At 61.2% G+C, this 17,151-nt stretch carries 15 protein-coding genes and 1 tRNA gene; 8 read left to right on the top strand and 8 right to left on the bottom strand.

Features of this window, described 5'->3' with window-relative positions; translation table 11 throughout:
- Positions 1-161 precede the first annotated feature (161 nt).
- Genes EOB36_RS06640 through EOB36_RS06625 form a run of 4 tightly spaced genes read right to left on the bottom strand, consistent with a single transcriptional unit; the run spans position 162 to position 3,557 of the window.
- Entirely contained in the window at positions 162-1,139 is a 978-nt protein-coding gene (locus tag EOB36_RS06640; RefSeq protein ID WP_095486801.1) for a quinone oxidoreductase, read from the bottom strand.
- Positions 1,140-1,174: 35 nt separating this feature from the next.
- The gene (gene pcsA, locus EOB36_RS06635; protein WP_164547211.1) at positions 1,175-1,993 is read right to left on the bottom strand and encodes a phosphatidylcholine synthase; all 819 of its coding nucleotides are present in this window, start codon (positions 1,991-1,993) and stop codon (positions 1,175-1,177) included.
- Positions 1,990-2,604: a DUF1326 domain-containing protein gene (locus EOB36_RS06630; protein WP_095486803.1), complete on the bottom strand. Its 615-nt coding sequence runs from the start codon at positions 2,602-2,604 to the stop codon at positions 1,990-1,992. The genes pcsA and EOB36_RS06630 overlap by 4 nt, the downstream gene beginning before the upstream one ends.
- A gap of 14 nt (positions 2,605-2,618) precedes the next feature.
- The gene (locus tag EOB36_RS06625; protein ID WP_095486804.1) at positions 2,619-3,557 is read right to left on the bottom strand and encodes a DUF2182 domain-containing protein; all 939 of its coding nucleotides are present in this window, start codon (positions 3,555-3,557) and stop codon (positions 2,619-2,621) included.
- Positions 3,558-3,620: 63 nt separating this feature from the next.
- On the opposite strand from EOB36_RS06625, the gene EOB36_RS06620 reads away from it, so the two are divergent.
- A complete protein-coding gene (locus EOB36_RS06620) occupies positions 3,621-4,832 on the top strand; it encodes a UbiH/UbiF family hydroxylase (RefSeq protein ID WP_128284539.1) in 1,212 nt (403 codons plus the stop codon).
- Positions 4,833-5,038: 206 nt separating this feature from the next.
- Entirely contained in the window at positions 5,039-5,362 is a 324-nt protein-coding gene (hspQ, locus tag EOB36_RS06615) for a heat shock protein HspQ (RefSeq protein WP_164547210.1), read from the top strand.
- A 98-nt stretch (positions 5,363-5,460) separates the two neighbouring features.
- On the opposite strand, the gene EOB36_RS06610 is transcribed toward hspQ, so the two are convergent.
- Entirely contained in the window at positions 5,461-6,090 is a 630-nt protein-coding gene (locus EOB36_RS06610) for an invasion associated locus B family protein (protein ID WP_095486806.1), read from the bottom strand.
- A 231-nt stretch (positions 6,091-6,321) separates the two neighbouring features.
- On the opposite strand from EOB36_RS06610, the gene EOB36_RS06605 reads away from it, so the two are divergent.
- The 4 genes from EOB36_RS06605 (at position 6,322) to mgtE (ending at position 13,154) form a co-directional block, all read left to right on the top strand.
- A complete protein-coding gene (locus tag EOB36_RS06605) occupies positions 6,322-8,142 on the top strand; it encodes an extracellular solute-binding protein (RefSeq protein ID WP_128284538.1) in 1,821 nt (606 codons plus the stop codon).
- 116 nt (positions 8,143-8,258) lie between these two features.
- Positions 8,259-8,939, top strand: coding sequence for a DsbA family protein (locus EOB36_RS06600; RefSeq protein ID WP_127294907.1), 681 nt, complete (start codon positions 8,259-8,261; stop codon positions 8,937-8,939).
- A gap of 606 nt (positions 8,940-9,545) precedes the next feature.
- The gene (locus tag EOB36_RS06595; RefSeq protein WP_164897463.1) at positions 9,546-11,432 is read left to right on the top strand and encodes an ABC transporter ATP-binding protein/permease; all 1,887 of its coding nucleotides are present in this window, start codon (positions 9,546-9,548) and stop codon (positions 11,430-11,432) included.
- 357 nt (positions 11,433-11,789) lie between these two features.
- Positions 11,790-13,154: a magnesium transporter gene (gene mgtE, locus EOB36_RS06590; protein WP_128284536.1), complete on the top strand. Its 1,365-nt coding sequence runs from the start codon at positions 11,790-11,792 to the stop codon at positions 13,152-13,154.
- Between the two features lie 55 nt (positions 13,155-13,209).
- Here mgtE and gor read toward each other — a convergent pair whose 3' ends face one another.
- From gor to rpiA, 3 genes are all read right to left on the bottom strand, one after another.
- A complete protein-coding gene (gene gor / locus EOB36_RS06585) occupies positions 13,210-14,598 on the bottom strand; it encodes a glutathione-disulfide reductase (protein ID WP_128284535.1) in 1,389 nt (462 codons plus the stop codon).
- A 153-nt stretch (positions 14,599-14,751) separates the two neighbouring features.
- The gene (locus tag EOB36_RS06580) at positions 14,752-15,318 is read right to left on the bottom strand and encodes a DUF2059 domain-containing protein (RefSeq protein WP_128284534.1); all 567 of its coding nucleotides are present in this window, start codon (positions 15,316-15,318) and stop codon (positions 14,752-14,754) included.
- Positions 15,305-16,033, bottom strand: coding sequence for a ribose-5-phosphate isomerase RpiA (rpiA, locus tag EOB36_RS06575; RefSeq protein WP_128284533.1), 729 nt, complete (start codon positions 16,031-16,033; stop codon positions 15,305-15,307). Before rpiA ends, EOB36_RS06580 begins: the two co-directional genes overlap by 14 nt.
- A 154-nt stretch (positions 16,034-16,187) precedes the next feature.
- On the opposite strand from rpiA, the gene EOB36_RS06570 reads away from it, so the two are divergent.
- Together EOB36_RS06570 and EOB36_RS06565 are read left to right on the top strand one after the other, a co-directional pair.
- Positions 16,188-16,871 (top strand): phosphoglycolate phosphatase, encoded by a 684-nt coding sequence (locus EOB36_RS06570; protein ID WP_095486814.1) that lies wholly within the window; start codon positions 16,188-16,190, stop codon positions 16,869-16,871.
- Positions 16,872-16,998: 127 nt separating this feature from the next.
- Positions 16,999-17,073: transfer RNA gene (locus tag EOB36_RS06565), tRNA-Val, on the top strand.
- Positions 17,074-17,151 lie beyond the last annotated feature (78 nt).

The raw sequence follows: 17,151 nt of genomic DNA, 5'->3' as shown, positions 1-17,151 counted from the left end.
GTTTGCCAGATATGTTCTGTGTTCCCGCAGGCATGGTATGCGCGGCCTGCTGTCGTCGCAAAGCGGCACCCGTCTTGAAAGAGCTTCAAGAATTTCAGCGGAAACCTAGCGCATCGGCCCGAAAATCGAAATCGATTTTCGGAAAAGCACCATGCGTAGGCTCATGGGATAAGAATGGTTGTTCCGGTCGTCCTGCGACCTTCAAGGTCGGAATGCGCCCTGCCGGCATCCCTAAGCGCGTAGCGCTGGTTGATCTTGATCTTGACCGCACCGCTGAGCACGATTTCGAACAACGCGGCGGCGGATGCTTCCAGGTCTTCGCGTTTGGCGTTGTAGACGAACAGCGTCGGACGGGTTGCGAACAGCGAACCTTTCTGCGCCAGCAACGACATGCTGAACGGCGGGACCGGGCCTGACGATTGACCGAAGCTGGCGAACATGCCGAGCGGCTTCAGGCAATCGAGCGAGGCAGGAAAGGTGTCGTTGCCGACCGAATCATAGACGACGTCGCACTTCTTGCCGCCGGTGATGGCGAGGACGCCGGCGACGAAATCCTGCTCGCGGTAGTTGATGACATGGTCGAAGCCATGCGCCTTGGCGAGCTCGATCTTGTCGGTAGAGCTGGCGGTGCCGATCACGGTTGCGCCAAGATGCTTTGCCCATTGGCCGAGGATCAGCCCGACACCGCCGGCCGCCGCGTGAAACAGGATCGTGTCGCCCGCTTTCACCTTGAAGGTACGGCGCAGCAGATACTCCGCCGTCATCCCTTTCAGCATCATGGCGGCCGCCTGTTCGTCGCTGATGCCGTCCGGCACCTTCACGACGCGATCGGCGGCGATCACGCGCTGCTCGGCATAGGCGCCAGTCGTCACGGCGTAGGCGATGCGATCGCCCGGCTTCAGCCAGTCGATATCCGCGCCCACTTCCAACACCAATCCGGCCGCCTCGCTGCCGGGTATAAGCGGGAAACCGCCTGGCGGAGGATAAAGGCCGGAGCGATGATAGACGTCGATGAAATTGAGGCCGATCGCCGTGTGTCTGACCAGGATTTGCCCCGAGCCGGGTTGGCCCGGCTCGGCGTCCTCATAGGTCAGAACCTCCGGACCGCCATTGACGTGGATACGGATCGCTTTGGACATTTTCTGGCTCTCTCGGGATCAGGCGCTCTTGGGGATCAGGCTTTCTTGTCATCCGGCTTTGCGCCGAGATTTGGAAAGAGCTGCATGATACCGCCGATGCAAGCGAGGTAAAGCCCGGTGACCGTGATGCCGATCTTGGTGAAGACACTCACCTGCTCGCCCAAAACGCCGATCTGGTCGTAGAAAGCGGCAAGAGCTGCCTGCGCCAGGGCCAGCGCTCCGAAAGCGCACCATAGCAGCGTCATGCCAAGGTTGATCGGGCGCAGCCGCACCACCCGCACCGGGTGGATGAAATAGATCGGCATGAAGGTCAGGATGCCGGCCACCACGACCACGGCGAAGGAAACCCATTGTCCCGGATCGATGACGAACAGCGTGAACACCACCATGTTCCAGACCACCGGAAACCCCTTGAAAAAATTTTCCTTCGTCTTCATGCCGGTGTCGGCATAGTAGATCGCGCTCGATACCACGATGATCGCCGCCGACAGGAACGACAGGCCCTCGCCCATGAAGCCACGCTGATAAAGCGCGAAGGCCGGTATCAGCACGTAGGTCACGTAGTCGATGATGTTGTCGAGGAGTTCGCCCGACCACGTCGGCAGGATTTCCTTGACCTCGAGTTTCCTGGCGATCGGCCCGTCGATACCGTCGACGAATAGCGCCAGTCCCAGCCACCAGAACATCGCTGTCCAGCGCTGCTCGCTCGCAGCCACCAGCGACAGGAATGCCAGGAACGACCCCGACGCGGTCAGCAGGTGGACCGAAAACGCGCGTGCCTGCGGCCACGTGACTTTCTTTTTCGGCCTTGGAATCCTGTCCGTGATTTTCCTGGCCGTTATTTTTTTACTCACGGGCCCCGCCAGTCCAGCTTGCAGATTTCGGCCGAGCGGCCGGCAAAATTCCAGTTGCGGCCGAAGGCCCGCATCTTGCTCTTGTCGGACCTGGCCACGATGATTTCCGGTGCGATCCAGTACTCCGAATTGCTGATCACCGTATCCTTGTCGCGGTCCTTGCCGGCAATCGGCGTCACCGCCCCATCGATGATTTTCGGTATCTGGAAGACCCGCGTCCTGTCGCGCGTCTCATAAGTGATCGGCGCTTGCTCGACGCCGAGGAACTTTCCGACCAAGATGGAGAGCAGTGAGGTGGTTCCGCCGGCCTTGCCGGTGAAAATTTTCGTCAATGCCTTGACCGCATAGACCGAGGCGCGCTTGTCGATGAACAGTCCGGCCGTCCAGTTGCCGCGGCTCATATAGCCGGGGATTTCCATGACCAGCCCAAGGTTGAGACCGGACAGGTCGACCTCGCCGAAATGGCCGGCATCGATGCGGAACCCTGCCCAGGTCTGACAATAGCCCTCGGTCGGCGGATGATTGCCGAGAGACAGCACGCAAGGGCAAAAAACCGTGCAATTGCAGGAGAGCACCAGCTCTCCTTTCATTGCCCAGCTTTGATCTGCCATCGAATTCTCTCCCCTTATGCCGAGACTACTAGCAGGGCGGTTGCCCAGACAAGCAGTATCGCACCGGCGACCCGGGTTGGCAGCCTGCCCGCCGTCTGTTTTTCGATCAAGGTGAACAGGCCGATCAGCGCCATCCAGAACACGTTCATCACACCGACAGCGAACATCACCAGCATCAGCGCCCAGCAGCAGCCGAGGCACCAGACGCCCTGCTCCATGCCGAGCCGGAAAATGCGGCCGGGCCTCGCGCTCCAGTTCGAAAACAGGATCGAGAACGGGTTTTTGCATTTTGTCAGGCAGGCTTCCTTCAAGCCGCTGAACTGGTAGAGGCCGGCAACCAAAAGCGCGGCTGCTCCGGTCGCTCCGACCACTGGATCGAGCATCTGCACAGATGAGGCGAAGGTGTGGACGGCGAGCGTCAGCGCCGCAAACACTACCGACGCAGCCAACCACACGCTGAGGTAACCGGCGACCAGGACCAGCGGATGGACGACCGGTTCGCCCTTGATCCGCGCAGTATCGGCGATCTCGCAATAGGTACGGATCATCGGCGCCGCCGAGGGCAGCATGGTGGCGATCGCCATCAGGAACCACATGACGATGAACGCTCCGGCCTGCGCGCCGACGCCTCCGTCGAGCGGCGCGGGTGCGAGACAAAGGGTGAAGAAGCGCTCGAGAAAATCCGGCAGCGGCAGCTCCGGCAGATATCTGAGCATCGTGTCGCCGGGTGCATCGATGCCGGGAACCCGGCTTTCGGCGCCACGTATCGCCATGGCGCCAAGAAGCAGCCATGCCAGGAGGACGCCTGCCCCCAAGACGATGTTCACCGTCAGTCGAGGATTGCGCGAGACGCTTGCCGTGGCACGGCCGACACGGTCGAGATGGCTGAAATCATGGTCTTGGCCGGTCATGGCAATCGAATGGGCCGAATCGCCGCGTTGATCAAGCCGCATGATCTGACCTATATGCCTATCAGGTCGGACCGACCGCCTCGCCTCGCAACCGGGAAGCCGAATTTGGACCATCGGGAGACAGCACGGATACTGGTTGCCGGCAGCGGCCCGGCAGGGCTGATTGCGGCGCTTGGCTTCGCAGATGCCGGCTTTCCGGTGACGCTCGTCGGACCTGAGGCAAATGGCCAAGACGGCAGAACGACGGCCTTGATGAACCCGGCCCTGAAGATGCTTGAGCGGTTGGGCGTCCTCGACGAGGTGAGATCCCAGGCCGCAGCGCTGAAGGTGATGCGCATCGTCGATGCAACCAGCCGGCTGATCCGCAGCCCGGTGGTCATTTTTCGCGCCAGCGAAATCGGCGAGGAGCAGTTCGGGCTGAATTTACCCAACAGCGCGCTCAACCCCGCGCTTGCCGGGGCTGTTGCCGCGCATTCCGGCATCGAATGGCGAAAATTGATGGTGGAGAGCTGGCGCCTCGACGCCGATCATGCCCATGCGGTCCTGTCTGACGGCAGTGAGATCGCGGCGTCGCTGGCGGTCGCTGCCGACGGGCGTCTGTCGCCGGCCCGCGAGGCTGCCGGCATCTCGACATCCGCCCGTTCCTACCCGCAGGCGGCATTGGTTCTCAATTTCGGCCACCGCAGCGATCACGCTTTCACCTCGACCGAATTCCACACCGAGACCGGTCCGTTCACCCAGGTTCCCCTGCCCGGCAACCGGTCCAGCCTTGTCTGGGTGGTAGAACCGGAAACAGCGAAGGAACTCGCCGCATTGGACGACGCGACGCTTTCGATGCGGGTCGAACTGCGGATGCAATCGATGCTGGGCCGGGTGTCTGTCGAGCCCGGCCGGCAGATCTACCCGCTTTCGGGCGTGACGCCGCGGTGCTTCGCGCGTAACCGGGTGGCGCTTGTCGGCGAAGCCGCCCATGTGTTCCCGCCGATTGGCGCGCAAGGTCTCAACCTTGGTATCAGGGACATCGACGATCTGATTGGAATTGCTTGCGAAAACAGGACCGATCCAGGCGCCATCAAGGCACTTGCAGCTTATGATTTCAGGCGTCGGCCCGACATTGTGGCACGCAGCAGCGCGGTCAACCTGCTCAACAAGTCGCTGCTCTCGGACATGCTGCCGGCACAGATGGCCCGAAGTGCCGGCCTCGGCGTGCTCGGCGGCTTCGCGCCGCTGCGCGCCTTTTTCATGCGCGAGGGCTTGCTGCCCGGCAGTGGTTTTGCGGCGCTCGCCGGCGGATTAAGGAAACAAATCCGGCGGTAGCACGCCCTCGGGCGGGGCTAGCCCGTAGATTGACGGGGCGTCAAGCGCTTCGGCATTGAATTGACGCGGCGTCTGCGCCAAATAGAGCCAGGCATCAGCCCTAAAGTCGGGCTCGATTTTTGTAGCGTAATGCGTAAATTCAAGGTCTTAGGGAGTCTGCGCATTCCAAGGCCGCACGGCATTCCCGGGACTTAGTGGTGAGTACGATGAAGACAGCCAAATTCTCGATCGGACAGGTGGTTCGCCACCGGCTGTTTCCGTTCCGCGGCATCATTTTCGATGTCGACCCTCAGTTCGCCAACACCGACGAATGGTACGAGGCGATCCCCGCGGATGTGCGGCCGCGCAAGGACCAGCCCTTCTACCATTTGCTCGCCGAGAATTCGGAAACGGAATACATCGCCTATGTGTCTGAGCAGAACCTGCTCGAGGATCAGTCTGGCGAACCGGTGCGGCATCCGCAGATCGGCGAGATGTTCGACAAGAGACCGGACGGGCGCTACGCGCCGAGACGCCAGTCAAGACATTGACATGACGAGATTGCGCGCCTGACCGGGATCAGAAATGGCCGGCCGGAACGAAAAAAGCGGGGCATGACCCCGCTTTTTTCTTGTTCGCTTGAGCGCGATCAGTTGGCGGTCTTCGCCTTGTCCTGCTCTTCCTTGAGCTTCTTGGCGAAGTCCTGGTTGTTCTTGGCAACAAAATCCTGAAGCTTCTTCTGCCGATCCTCGATATCCGACTGCTGCAGCGGCGGCCCGTCGAAGGCGCCGCTGAAGCCGGTCAGCGCGATCTTGATCGGGTTCGGCTGGTTCTGGAAATTGACCGAGGTCAGCGTCAGGTTCGAGCCCTTCTTGAAGGAGGCGACGAGCTGGTCGGTCAGCGGCACTTCCGCCACGCAGCGGTCGGGGAAGCAGATCACATAATCGAGCTTCTGCGCCTTCCCGGTATCGATCTGAAGGCCAATGCCGGGAGGAACCAGGCGACCGGTCGGAACCGTCACCTGAAACACCTTGCGGTTTACCTTGCCCTTCAACTCGATCAGGCTGACGCCGGTGACGAGCTGGCCGTTGCCGGCAGTGGTGATGTTTTGGACATTGCAGATGTCGACGTCTTCCTGCTTGGTGCAGGCTTTGAACCAGCCCTGCGGAATCTGCTGTTGCTGCTGCGCAAAAGCAGCAGGAAGTTGTGCGCCCAAAAAGCCGACCACGCCAGCGGCCAGGACCGACAGGCGGTACGCGTTGCTGTTCAGGCTCGTCATATCGTGAACTTCCTCTCAAATAATCCCAGGGCCGGCTTCTTCGCGCCGTGTGGTCCAGCTACCTGTTGCCAAAATGAGGCAACAGAATGACTCGGACGGCGTGTTACACCGCAAGTGGTGCCGAATCCAGCCCGATACTCGCAATTCTTGAACTCGCGATTGGCCGCCAGGTGGCCGGCTCATGTTAGGGTGCGCTCCGAATCATCAAGCCGACCCAGTAAGGAGACGGTCATGGGCCGCGTTCTTGTTTGGCTGATCGCCGCGATCTCGTCTATCACCCTTTCGCTTCAGCCAGCTCTGTCGGAGCCGAAACACGCGATCGCCATGCAAGGCGAGCCGGCGCTGCCGGCCGACTATACACATTTCAACTACGTCAATCCCGATGCGCCGAAGGGCGGCAGCATCACCTATTGCGTCGTCGGCAGCTTCGACAACCTCAACCCGTTCATCTTGAAAAGCCTGCGCACGACGGCGCGCGGAATGATGGATAAGATCTTCGGTAATCTCGTCTTCGAGCCGCTGATGCAGCGCAATGACGATGAAGCCTTCAGTCTTTACGGCCTGCTTGCCGACACTGCCGACATGGATCCAGAGCGCAAGAGCATCGAATTCCATCTTGATCCGAAGGCCAAGTGGTCGGATGGCCGACCGGTGACTGCGGACGACGTGCTATTCACTTACGACGTCTTTACCGAAAAAGGCCGGCCACCCTACAGCGCCCGTATGAGCATGGTCGCCAAACTCGAAAAAACCGGCGACCGCAGCGTGCGCTTTACATTCAACGACAAGGCCAACCGCGAGACTCCGTTGATTATCGCGCTGACGCCAATTCTGCCGAAGCACGCTTTCAACAAGGAGACTTTCGACAGGACCACGCTGAAACCTGTGATCGGCAGTGGCCCGTACACCGTGGCGCAGGTGGCGCCCGGCCAGCGTATCGTGTTCAAGCGCAACCCAGATTATTGGGGCAAGGACATCCCCACCAAGCGCGGTTTCGATAATTACGACCAGATCACCATCGAATATTTCCTCAACGCCAACGCCAAGCTGGAAGCTTTCAAGAAAGGCATTTGCGCCATCGATGACGACAGCGATCCGGTCAAGCGCGAGCGCGATCTCAACTTCCCGGCCTTCCACAAGGGCGACGTGATCGCCGAAACGTTCGACACCGGCATCCCGCCAGTGGTGACGGGGTTCCTGTTCAATACACGGCTGCCGAAGTTTTCCAGTCCGGTCGTTCGACGCGCGCTCGGCATGCTCTACGACTTCGAATGGGCCAACAAGAACTTGTTCGGCGGCAAGTACATGCGCACCATGAGCTATTGGCAGAATTCCGAGCTTTCCGCGCTCGGCCATCCGGCCGACGATAGGGAAAAGGCGCTTCTGGCACCCTACCCGGGCCGTGTGCCGGCCGATGTCATGGACGGCACCTGGCGGCCACCCGTCGCCGACGGCTCGGGTCAGGACCGCAAGGTGCTGAAGGCCGCCTTCGATATATTGAAAGGCGCGGGTTATACGTTGCAGGATGGAGCGATGCACGATCCAGAGGGGAAACCCTTCGGCTTCGAGATCCTGACCGCCTCGCAGAACGAGGAGCGCCTTGCCGCCATCTACCAGCGCACGCTGGCGAAGATCGGCATCGATGTCACCATCCGCAGCCTTGACGGCGACCAGATCCAGTCGCGCAAGCAACGTTTCGATTTCGAGGTGCTGATCGGCACCAGCGGCTTCGAGAACTCGCTGTCGCCCGGCATCGAGCAGGTCGGGCGCTGGGGATCCGCTGCCGCCAATGCCGAAGGGTCATTCAACCTCGCCGGCGTCGCCGATCCGGCAATAGATGCCGCACTTGCGGCGATGCTCGACGCCCGCAGCCGCGAAGATTATGTTGCCGCCGTCCGGGTTCTCGACAGGTTGCTGATCTCCGGCAACTACATGGTTCCGATGCAGCACAACACGCAGCAATGGCTTGCCTACTGGAGCTACCTGGAACATCCTGAAAAGACGCCCATATCAGGCTATCGACTGCCGACGTGGTGGCGCAAGGCGAACTGAACACAATCCGAACCGAAGGTCCGCGTCAGCGAAAACTAGACCCCCGGTTCTGCTTGCCGACCTCCGGATGAGGTCATGCCCAAAAGAAAAGCTTCCCCTCCTGACAGGAGATCATGATGAGCGAACTGAACTCCATCACCGTCGACGTCGTGTCCGACGTCGTCTGCCCGTGGTGCTTCATCGGCCAGAAGCGGCTCGACAAGGCGATTGCCGCGGCAAGCGATATCGACGTGCATATACGCTGGCGGCCGTTCCAGCTCGACCCGACCATCCCCCCCGAAGGCAAGGATCGCCGCGAATACATGGTGGCCAAGTTCGGCAGCGACGAACGCATCCGCGAGATCCACGCCCGCATCGAGCCACTGGGCGAAGCCGAGGGGATCAACTTCGCCTTCGCCGCCATCAAGGTCGCGCCCAACACGCTGGACGCGCACCGTGTCATCCGCTGGGCTGGTGCCGCCGGCGAGGTCATGCAGAACCGGCTGGTGCGACGTCTGTTCCAGTTGAATTTCGAGGAAGGCGCCAATCTCGGCGACCATCTCGTGCTGATCAACGCCGCCCGCGAGGCCGGCATGGATGCATCCGTGGTCGAGACGCTTTTGCCGACGGACGCCGATGTCGAGGCGGTGCGCACCGAAATCGCCACCGCTTCGCACATGGGCATTACGGGCGTGCCGTGCTTCCTGCTTGAAGGCAAGTATGCGGTGATGGGCGCGCAAGACATCGATACGCTCACCGACGCCATTCGCCAGGTTGCGGCGGCCAAGGCGCGAGGTGAGATGGAGAAGGCGAACTGAATACACCGTCACCTTAAAAATCGGTGGCCGTTGCTGCTGGTGCGGGTCAATCCCGTGGCTGGCTGACTTGCAGGAAACGGGCCCTAGCTCCGGCTGTTTCCGTGGGCGAGCTTGGCGACATCGCTGCAGCAGCGCTTCAGCCAGCGCCATTTCCGGTCACTTTTTCGGCCGCCGCCAGGTCGACATGCCAACAAAGACGTGTCGAAAACGGCACGTTTTTGCGCGCCTCTGTCTTCCGCAGCATAAAATCGGCTGATCGACTTTTCACAAAACTGTGTGAAGGGCTTCCCTAAGGGAAGGTGCCCACGTTCGCATATGTCGGCCGACAAGCCATTAAAATTATAGGGACAATATGCCTTCGGGAACGAGACCGCATGACATGGCGGTCCTGAATTCTGTTGCTTGATGGCAACGCCGAGTGGGTCAATCCACCGGTAGGCCGAGAAAAGATAATGGAAAATGATCAATTGGTGTTACTGTCTGTAACAAAACTAAAAGAGGTTTGGGCGGATAGTGATTCGGGTCGGTAGACCAGAGCGACATTCAATATCGGAAAAATGGCTCCGCGGTGCCGCAAGGCCGCCGCTCCTGACACCGGTTTCCTCGATGCGCAGCTTCTGGGGACTGATGCGGGCCTACTGGTTCTCGGACCGCTGGGTGGAGGCCTGGACGCTGACGCTGGTCATCGCGCTGTTCACCGCGCTCTCCAGCAAAGCCGGCGTCTGGTTCGCCGAAGCATCCGGGGAACTGGTCAACTCGATCGCCTTTTATCACGATGCCGCGAACACCACGCCGCTCGCATCGCTGCTTACCAACGCCGGCATGCTCATCCTTCTGGTCGTGCTCAAGGACGCGGGCTTTACCGGCATCCGCACCTTTGTCTCGGCGACGCTGCATCGCAAATGGCGCGGCTGGCTGGACAGCCGTTTCAACGAAGCGCTTCTCGACACCAACCATACGCATTTCCACGCCCAGCATGGGTCCTCCGGCGCCGCCGCTCCAGACAACATCGACCAGCGCGTCCAGGAATCGATCAAGGACATGACCGGCGGAGCCATCGGCCTCGCCATTGGGGTCATGGCTGTCGCCACATCGCTTTATTTCGTCGGCCAGAAACTGCTTGAAACTTCGGTAGAGGTAAAAGGGCTTGAGTTCCTCGGCAGCTATGGCAGCGCGGTCCTGGCTTTCCTGGCGGTCGCCATATACGTGCCACTGAACACCTGGATCGCGGTGAAGGTCGGCAGACTGCTGGAACGGCTCAATATCAGGATGCAGCAGTCCGAAGGCAGTTATCGCGGCGAGCTGACCACGTTCCTGCGCCGCAGTTTCCACGTCGCCGCGTCACAGGGCGAAAATGTGCAAAAGACGATGCACGACCGGCTTTATGTCGACATCGACCACACCTGGGCGCGGCTGAACATCGTCAACACCGGCTACCGTTCGTTCGAGCTGATCTACAATTTCATCGGCGCCCGCATTGTCGCCTATGGGCCGGGCCTCGTGCCTTACATCCACAACCGTTTCGACCTCAAGGGCTACATAACCGGCTCAGAGATGGTCAACTCGCTGATCAGTCAATGCTCGTGGTTCATCCATGTCATGCCTTCCATCGCGGCGCTGCGGGCTAACAGCCAACGCGTGACTGAACTCGCCAACGCGATCGAAAATGTCCAGCATCCGCAGGAATTCTACAGTCTCACCGGCTGCTCCGATTTCCGCTACGACCGCCAAAACCCGGTTTTCGGCTTGACCATCCAGAAGCTGGAGCTGACCCATCAGGGCGAGGACGCCTCGCCCTTCCTGAGCGCCGCGAATTTGCGCTTCCGACGCGGCGAGTGGACGTTCCTGAAGGGTGAATCAGGCTGCGGCAAGACATCGCTGATCAAGGCGATCAACGGCTTGTGGCCCTATGGCCGCGGTACCATCGTATTCCCGGACGGGGTCGAAAGTTTCTATGCCGCCCAGGAGGTCAAGCTGCAGCAGGTCTCGCTGAAGCAACTGGTCTGCCTGCCCGGCTCAGAGCACGATCACACCGACGCGCAGGTTGCGTCGGCTCTGCACAGAGCGGGCCTTGGCGATTTCATCGAACACATGGCTGATGAAAGCCGCGAGGGAATGAACTGGGACCAGGTGCTTTCGGGTGGCCAGAAACAGAAGCTGGTTGTCGCTCGTATCGTCCTGCAGCAGCCGGGCCTGCTGTTCCTCGACGAAGCGACCGGCGCGCTCGATCCCGAAGGGAAGATCGCTTTCCATCAGGCGATCAAGGACAATTGTCCAGACGTCACGGTGATCTCAATCATGCACGAGGCCGTGCCGCCAAGGTCGCTTTCGGGCGCCGAATTCTACCACAGCATCGTTACCATCGCGGACGGTGTCGCGACCAAGAAGCCGTTGGCGCCGAGCCTGCCGGTCGAGCTCACCACCATCCTCGCGCACCCAAGGCCGGTCGAGGAAAAATGGCTGCGCTTCCCTCGCCGCATGAGGCAGAAATAGTGGCGACATGACGATTGCTGCCCATTGTCGGGTCCTGCCTCGCCGCAGCGCATCCGACAGCGATCACAGTCTTGCGATCTGACCCATCCGCAGCCGTTTTCAGCCGCCATTGCGATTGACTCGGCCGGGCGCCCTCCTATGTTGCGCCGGCTTGCAGCGCAAATGACGCTGTAGCACTTTTGATTTTGGGCATGATCCTCTTCCGAAAGCCGAATTCGATTTTCGGGGTCATGCCTTGACCCGCGAGCAGAAAGGTCACCGCGCCATGCCTGGCGACAGTCACAGTCGAACGCAACCGCCGTCCGCCTGAACGTGACCTGACCGGTTCACGTCCTGCCGGGCGGCAAGGAGTGAGCCATGAACGAATCTTCCCTCGTAGCGCGCGGCGATGCCACCGCGATCGCCCGTATCCTCGCAAACGATCATGTCGCCGACATTGTCGAGGCACTGAACCGGGAGCCTCGCGAAACAGCGACGGAACTGCTCTGTGAAGTGCCTTTCGAGCGGCTGGTCGAGATATTCGACCAGCCCGAGCTTGATGGCGCGTCCGAGCTCGTCGAGGCGCTGCCTCGTGTCAAGGCGGGTAGACTCCTCGCCGCCATGTCGGTCGACCGCGCCGCCGACATATCGCGCGATCTGGCGAAGCCGGCACGTAGCGAGCTGCTCGACGGCCTCGCGCCGCCGTTGCGCGCGACGCTGCTAACGATTCTTGGCTATCCCGAAGGCAGCGCCGCCTCCATCATGACGACGGAATATGTCAGCGTGCCCTCGGACTGGACCGTGGGCCGTACGCTGGACCATATCCGCAAAGTGGAGCGGACCCGCGAGACCGTCTACGCGATCTATGTCGTCGACCCGCGGACGCACGTCCTCGTGCGCTCGACCGGCCTGCGCCGGCTGATCACCGGCGAGCCGGACGATCCGATCATGGCGATCGCTCCAGATCGCTTGCCGGTGACCGTTTCGCCGCTGACCGACCGCGAAAAGGTTGCGCACCTCATTTCCAAGTATGACCTGCTCGCTGTCCCGGTCGTCGAGAACGGGAAGATACTCGGCATCGTCACCGTCGACGACATCATCGACACGATGATCGAAGAGACGACGCAGGACGTCCATCGTTTCGGCGGCATGGAGGCTCTGGAAGAGCCCTACATGAAGATGAGTTTTCTCGCCATGATCCAGAAACGCGCCGGCTGGTTGTGCGCGCTGTTCATCAGCGAGATGCTGACGGCCAATGCGATGCAGAGCTATGAAGGCGAGTTGGAGAAGGCTGTTGTGCTGACCCTGTTCATTCCGCTGATCATGAGCTCCGGCGGCAATTCCGGCTCGCAGGCGACCTCTCTGGTCATCAGAGCGCTGGCGTTACGCGAGATCGGCCTTGACGACTGGTGGCGGGTGGCCCTGCGCGAACTGCCGGCCGGACTGGTGCTTGGATCGATCCTCGGCGTCGTCGGCGTCTGCCGCATCACGTTGTGGCAGTATCTAGGCCTCTATGATTACGGCCCGCACTGGCAACTGATCGCCGCAACCGTCGGTGCTGCACTGGTCGGGATCGTCACCTTCGGCTCGCTGTCGGGATCGATGCTGCCGTTCGCCCTGAAGCGGATCGGCTTCGATCCGGCCAGCGCGTCGGCCCCGTTCGTCGCCACGCTTGTCGATGTCACCGGATTGGTGATCTATTTTTCGGTGGCGCTGATGATCCTGCGCGGCACGCTGCTGTAACAACCCTCGCGCTTCCGTCGCGGCAATCTCGCTGCCGCGATGGGTTCTTGTCGCGTCAGACGCGCTCGCCGTCCTTCACCCGGTAGGTCGGCTTGTACATGGTGACGAGTTCTTCCGCCGCGGTCGGATGCACGGCCATTGTGCGATCGAAGTCATCCTTGGTCAGCCCCGCCTTCAGCGGAATGCCGAGAAGCTGCGCCATTTCGCCGGCATCCGGTCCGAGGATATGGGCGCCGAGCACCTTTTTCGAGGCGCCGTCGACTACCAGCTTCATCAGCATCTTTTCGTCGCGACCGGACAGTGTATGCCGCATCGGGCGGAAGGTGGCGCGGTAGACCTCGATGTCGGAAAAACGCTTTATGGCCTCGTCTTCCGACAGGCCGACCGTACCGATCTCGGGCTGCGAAAAGACAGCGGTGGCGATCATATCGTGGTCGGGCGCGGTCGGGTTGCCCTTGAAGACGGTCTCGACGAAACACATCGCCTCGTGGATCGCCACTGGCGTCAACTGCACGCGGTTGGTGACGTCGCCGATCGCCCAGATGTTGTCGATATTAGTGCGGGAGTATTTGTCGACATGGATCGCGCCGGTCTTCGACAATTCAATGCCGACACCTTCCAGACCCATGTTCTCGGTGTTGGGCAGACGCCCGATGGCGAGCATGACCTGATCGATCGTCAGCACCTCGCCCCCAGTGACGACGGCGTCTAGCCGTCCGTCCGGGCGCTTCCTCACCCATTCGGATACAGCATGGCAAAGGATCCTTATCCCCTTCTTTTCCATCGTCTCGTGCAGCATGCGCCGCAGATCCATGTCGAAGCGGGAGAGGATCTCCTTGCCGCGATAGACAAGCGTGGTGTCGACGCCGAGGCCGTGAAAGATGTTGGCGAATTCGACGGCAATATAGCCGCCGCCTTCGATCATGATTGCCTTCGGCAATTCCTTCAGGTCGAAGGCCTCGTTGGAAAAGATGCAGTGCTCATGGCCGGGCAGAGCGGGGTGCGGTGCCGGGCGGCCGCCGGTGGCGATAAGAATCTGGTCGGCGGTGACGGTGCGGTCCTCGCCGAGAAGATGCACCACATGGGGATCGACCAGCATGGCGCGCGACTGAAACGTCTCGCCGCCGGCGCCTTGCACATTCTTCCTGTAGATAGCCTCCAGCCGGCTGATCTCGCGATCCTTGTTGGCAACCAGTGTTTGCCAGTCGAAGGTCGCCTGCGGCACGGTCCAGCCATAACCGGCGGCGTCGGCAAAGTGTTCGGGAAACTGGGAGGCATAGACATAGAGCTTCTTCGGCACGCAGCCGCGAATGACGCAGGTGCCGCCATAGCGGTATTCCTCGGCAATGCCGACGCGCTTGCCGAGTGCTGCCGCAACGCGCGCCGCCCTCACCCCGCCGGAGCCGCCGCCGATAACGAAAAGATCGTAGTCGTAACCGGCCATGGTGCGGCTCCTTGCCCTTCAAAATGTCTGAGACAGGTAGGCTGCAAACCATCAAAAGAAAAGCCCGGACCGCCACGCCACGCATGCTGTCGGATGTGCGCAACGGCGGCCGGGCTTCCGGTCCAGCAGCGATAACGCCGCCGGAAAATGTGCTCAGTTCTTCGGTGCTTCCGGCTGCGTGCCGTCAGCAGGAGCCGCGGCATTTGCCGGTGCTGCGGCCTTTGCCGCCGCGGCCAGCGTTTCGCCGACCTGCTGGGCGAGATCGCGAGCGACACCGTTCTGCCAGATATCGGCGGCCTTGAGCAGTTCACGCGTCACGGCCGGGCCGCTGTCGAGCAGCTTCTTGCCGGAATCGGAATTGTAGAAAGCGGCGATTTCGGTAAGCTCTTTTTCGGAAAATACCTTGGCATAGGCCATGGCTGCTTCTTTCTCGAGATCGGCGCGGCGCGAGGCCAGCGCCATCGCCTTTTCGCTGATGGTCCTGCCGATCAGCTCCTGCATGTCCGGATTCTTTTGGGTAAGCTGCTGCTGAAGCGCGGCGGCGGCCTGCGGCAGGATGTTGTCGAACGGGTCCGTGGCGTGGATAGCCGCGACCGCGGCGCGCGCCGCCTTCAGATGCCCGTCGGTGACGTCCTGCGAAAACGCCGGCGATGAAAACGCAAAGACGGCTGAGGCTGCCAGAACGGCAGAAAAACGGCGAACCCGGTTATGCAACATCATGATCGATAGAACTCCCTGGTTTTCGGGCGGCATAGACGGTTTGGGTGCCGTCGCCCGCGATGATAGCCGTTGATGCCAGCCCGATGAAAAGACCATGCTCGACCACGCCCGGAATGGCATGGAGAGCATTCGAAAGCGCTCTTGTATCCGGAATGCGGCCAAAAGATGCATCGAGGATAAAATGGCCGCCGTCTGTAACAAAAGGCTCGCGCTCCGTCATCCTCAATGTGACGGGACCGGAAAGGCCGAGCCTTCCGGCCGCCGCGGCGACCGCGATTTCCGTGGCACGCAGGCCGAATGGGTTGACCTCGATGGGGAGCGGAAAACGGCCGAGCGTCTCGACCATCTTCGAACAGTCGGCAATGACGATCATGCGGGCGGAAGCCGCCGCCACGATCTTTTCGCGCAGCAGCGCACCGCCGCCGCCCTTGATCAATGTCAGCGCCGGATCGATCTCGTCGGCGCCGTCGACGGTAAGGTCGAGTTCAGGTGTTTCCTCCAGCGTCGACAGCGGCACGCCAAGCTCGCGGCAAAGGATGGCGGTGCGCTCCGAGGTCGGCACGCCGACAATAGTGAGGCCGGTAGCGACCTTTTCGGCGAGCAGCCGCACGAACTCTTCCGCCGTCGAGCCGGTGCCGATGCCCAGCCGCATGCCGTCGCTCACATGGGCAAGTGCTGCCCGTGCGGCTTCGACCTTCAGTTGCCTCGCATCCATGCTGCGTGTCGCGCCCCAAAAAATTTGTTTCGGCGCTCCTAGCATTTTTGCAAGTCCGGTCAAAGACCTTGGCTGTGGATTGACTGAGCCGGCTTGCCTGAATGGATCGCAGCGGCTATCGCCTGCCAACGAAGCAATCGCCACAGGACAGGCCATGACCCGACCGATCATCGTGTTCGACCTCGACGGGACGCTGATCGACACAGCGCCGGACCTGCTCGACAGCCTCAACCACAGCCTTGCCGCCAGCGAACTCGCAGCCGTCGATGAGGTCGGCTTCAGGCGCTTCGTCGGCCATGGCGGACGGGTGATGATCGAGCGCGCCCATGCCGCGCAGCAGAGATCGCTGGAAAGCCAGGAGCATGATCGGCTGCTGAAACTGTTTCTCGATCATTACACCGATAACATCCCGGGCAAATCACGCCCCTACCCCGGCGTCGTCGAGACGATCGCCCGATTCGAGGCAGCCGGTTATCTCTTGGCCGTCTGCACGAACAAATACGAAGCCAACTCGGTGGCACTGATCGAGGCGCTCGGCCTGGCGAAGCATTTCGCAGCGATTTGCGGTCAGGACACGTTTGCGTTCCGCAAGCCCGACCCGCGCCATCTGACCGAAACCATCGCCCTGGCCGGCGGCAATCCACATCTTGCGCTGATGGTGGGTGATTCGCAGACCGACATCGATACGGCGAAAGCCGCCGGCATTCCCGTGGTGGCGGTCGATTTCGGCTATACCGACCGCCATGTGCGCGAATTCGAACCGTCGGCAGTGATCTCGCATTTCGATGCGCTGACGCTTGGCCTGGCAGAACGCCTAATTGCCGCTGCGGGGCGCTGAGCACGACGGCGACCGGGCGTGTCCCGGCGGGTTGCATTCGGTCTTCGTCGGAACGCCAGCACATCGCCTTGACTTCCCAGGCCTGCCTCCCTTATATCGCGGCGCGCTTGGCCTTCGGGCAACGAGCGGGCGATTAGCTCAGCGGGAGAGCACACCCTTCACACGGGTGGGGTCGCAGGTTCAATCCCTGCATCGCCCACCAATACCCGCTCCCAGTGCGAAGCTATCATCCGCTTCGCGGTCGCCTACGCTTCGAACTTCTGCCTCGTCGCCGGGTTTG

Origin of the sequence: Mesorhizobium sp. M6A.T.Cr.TU.017.01.1.1, assembly GCF_004023115.1 — a bacterium.
In the GTDB taxonomy this organism is placed as follows: Bacteria; Pseudomonadota; Alphaproteobacteria; order Rhizobiales; family Rhizobiaceae; genus Mesorhizobium; species Mesorhizobium mediterraneum.
The sequence above is the reverse complement of the archived record's forward strand: the minus strand, read 5'-3'. Positions and strand labels throughout refer to the sequence as shown.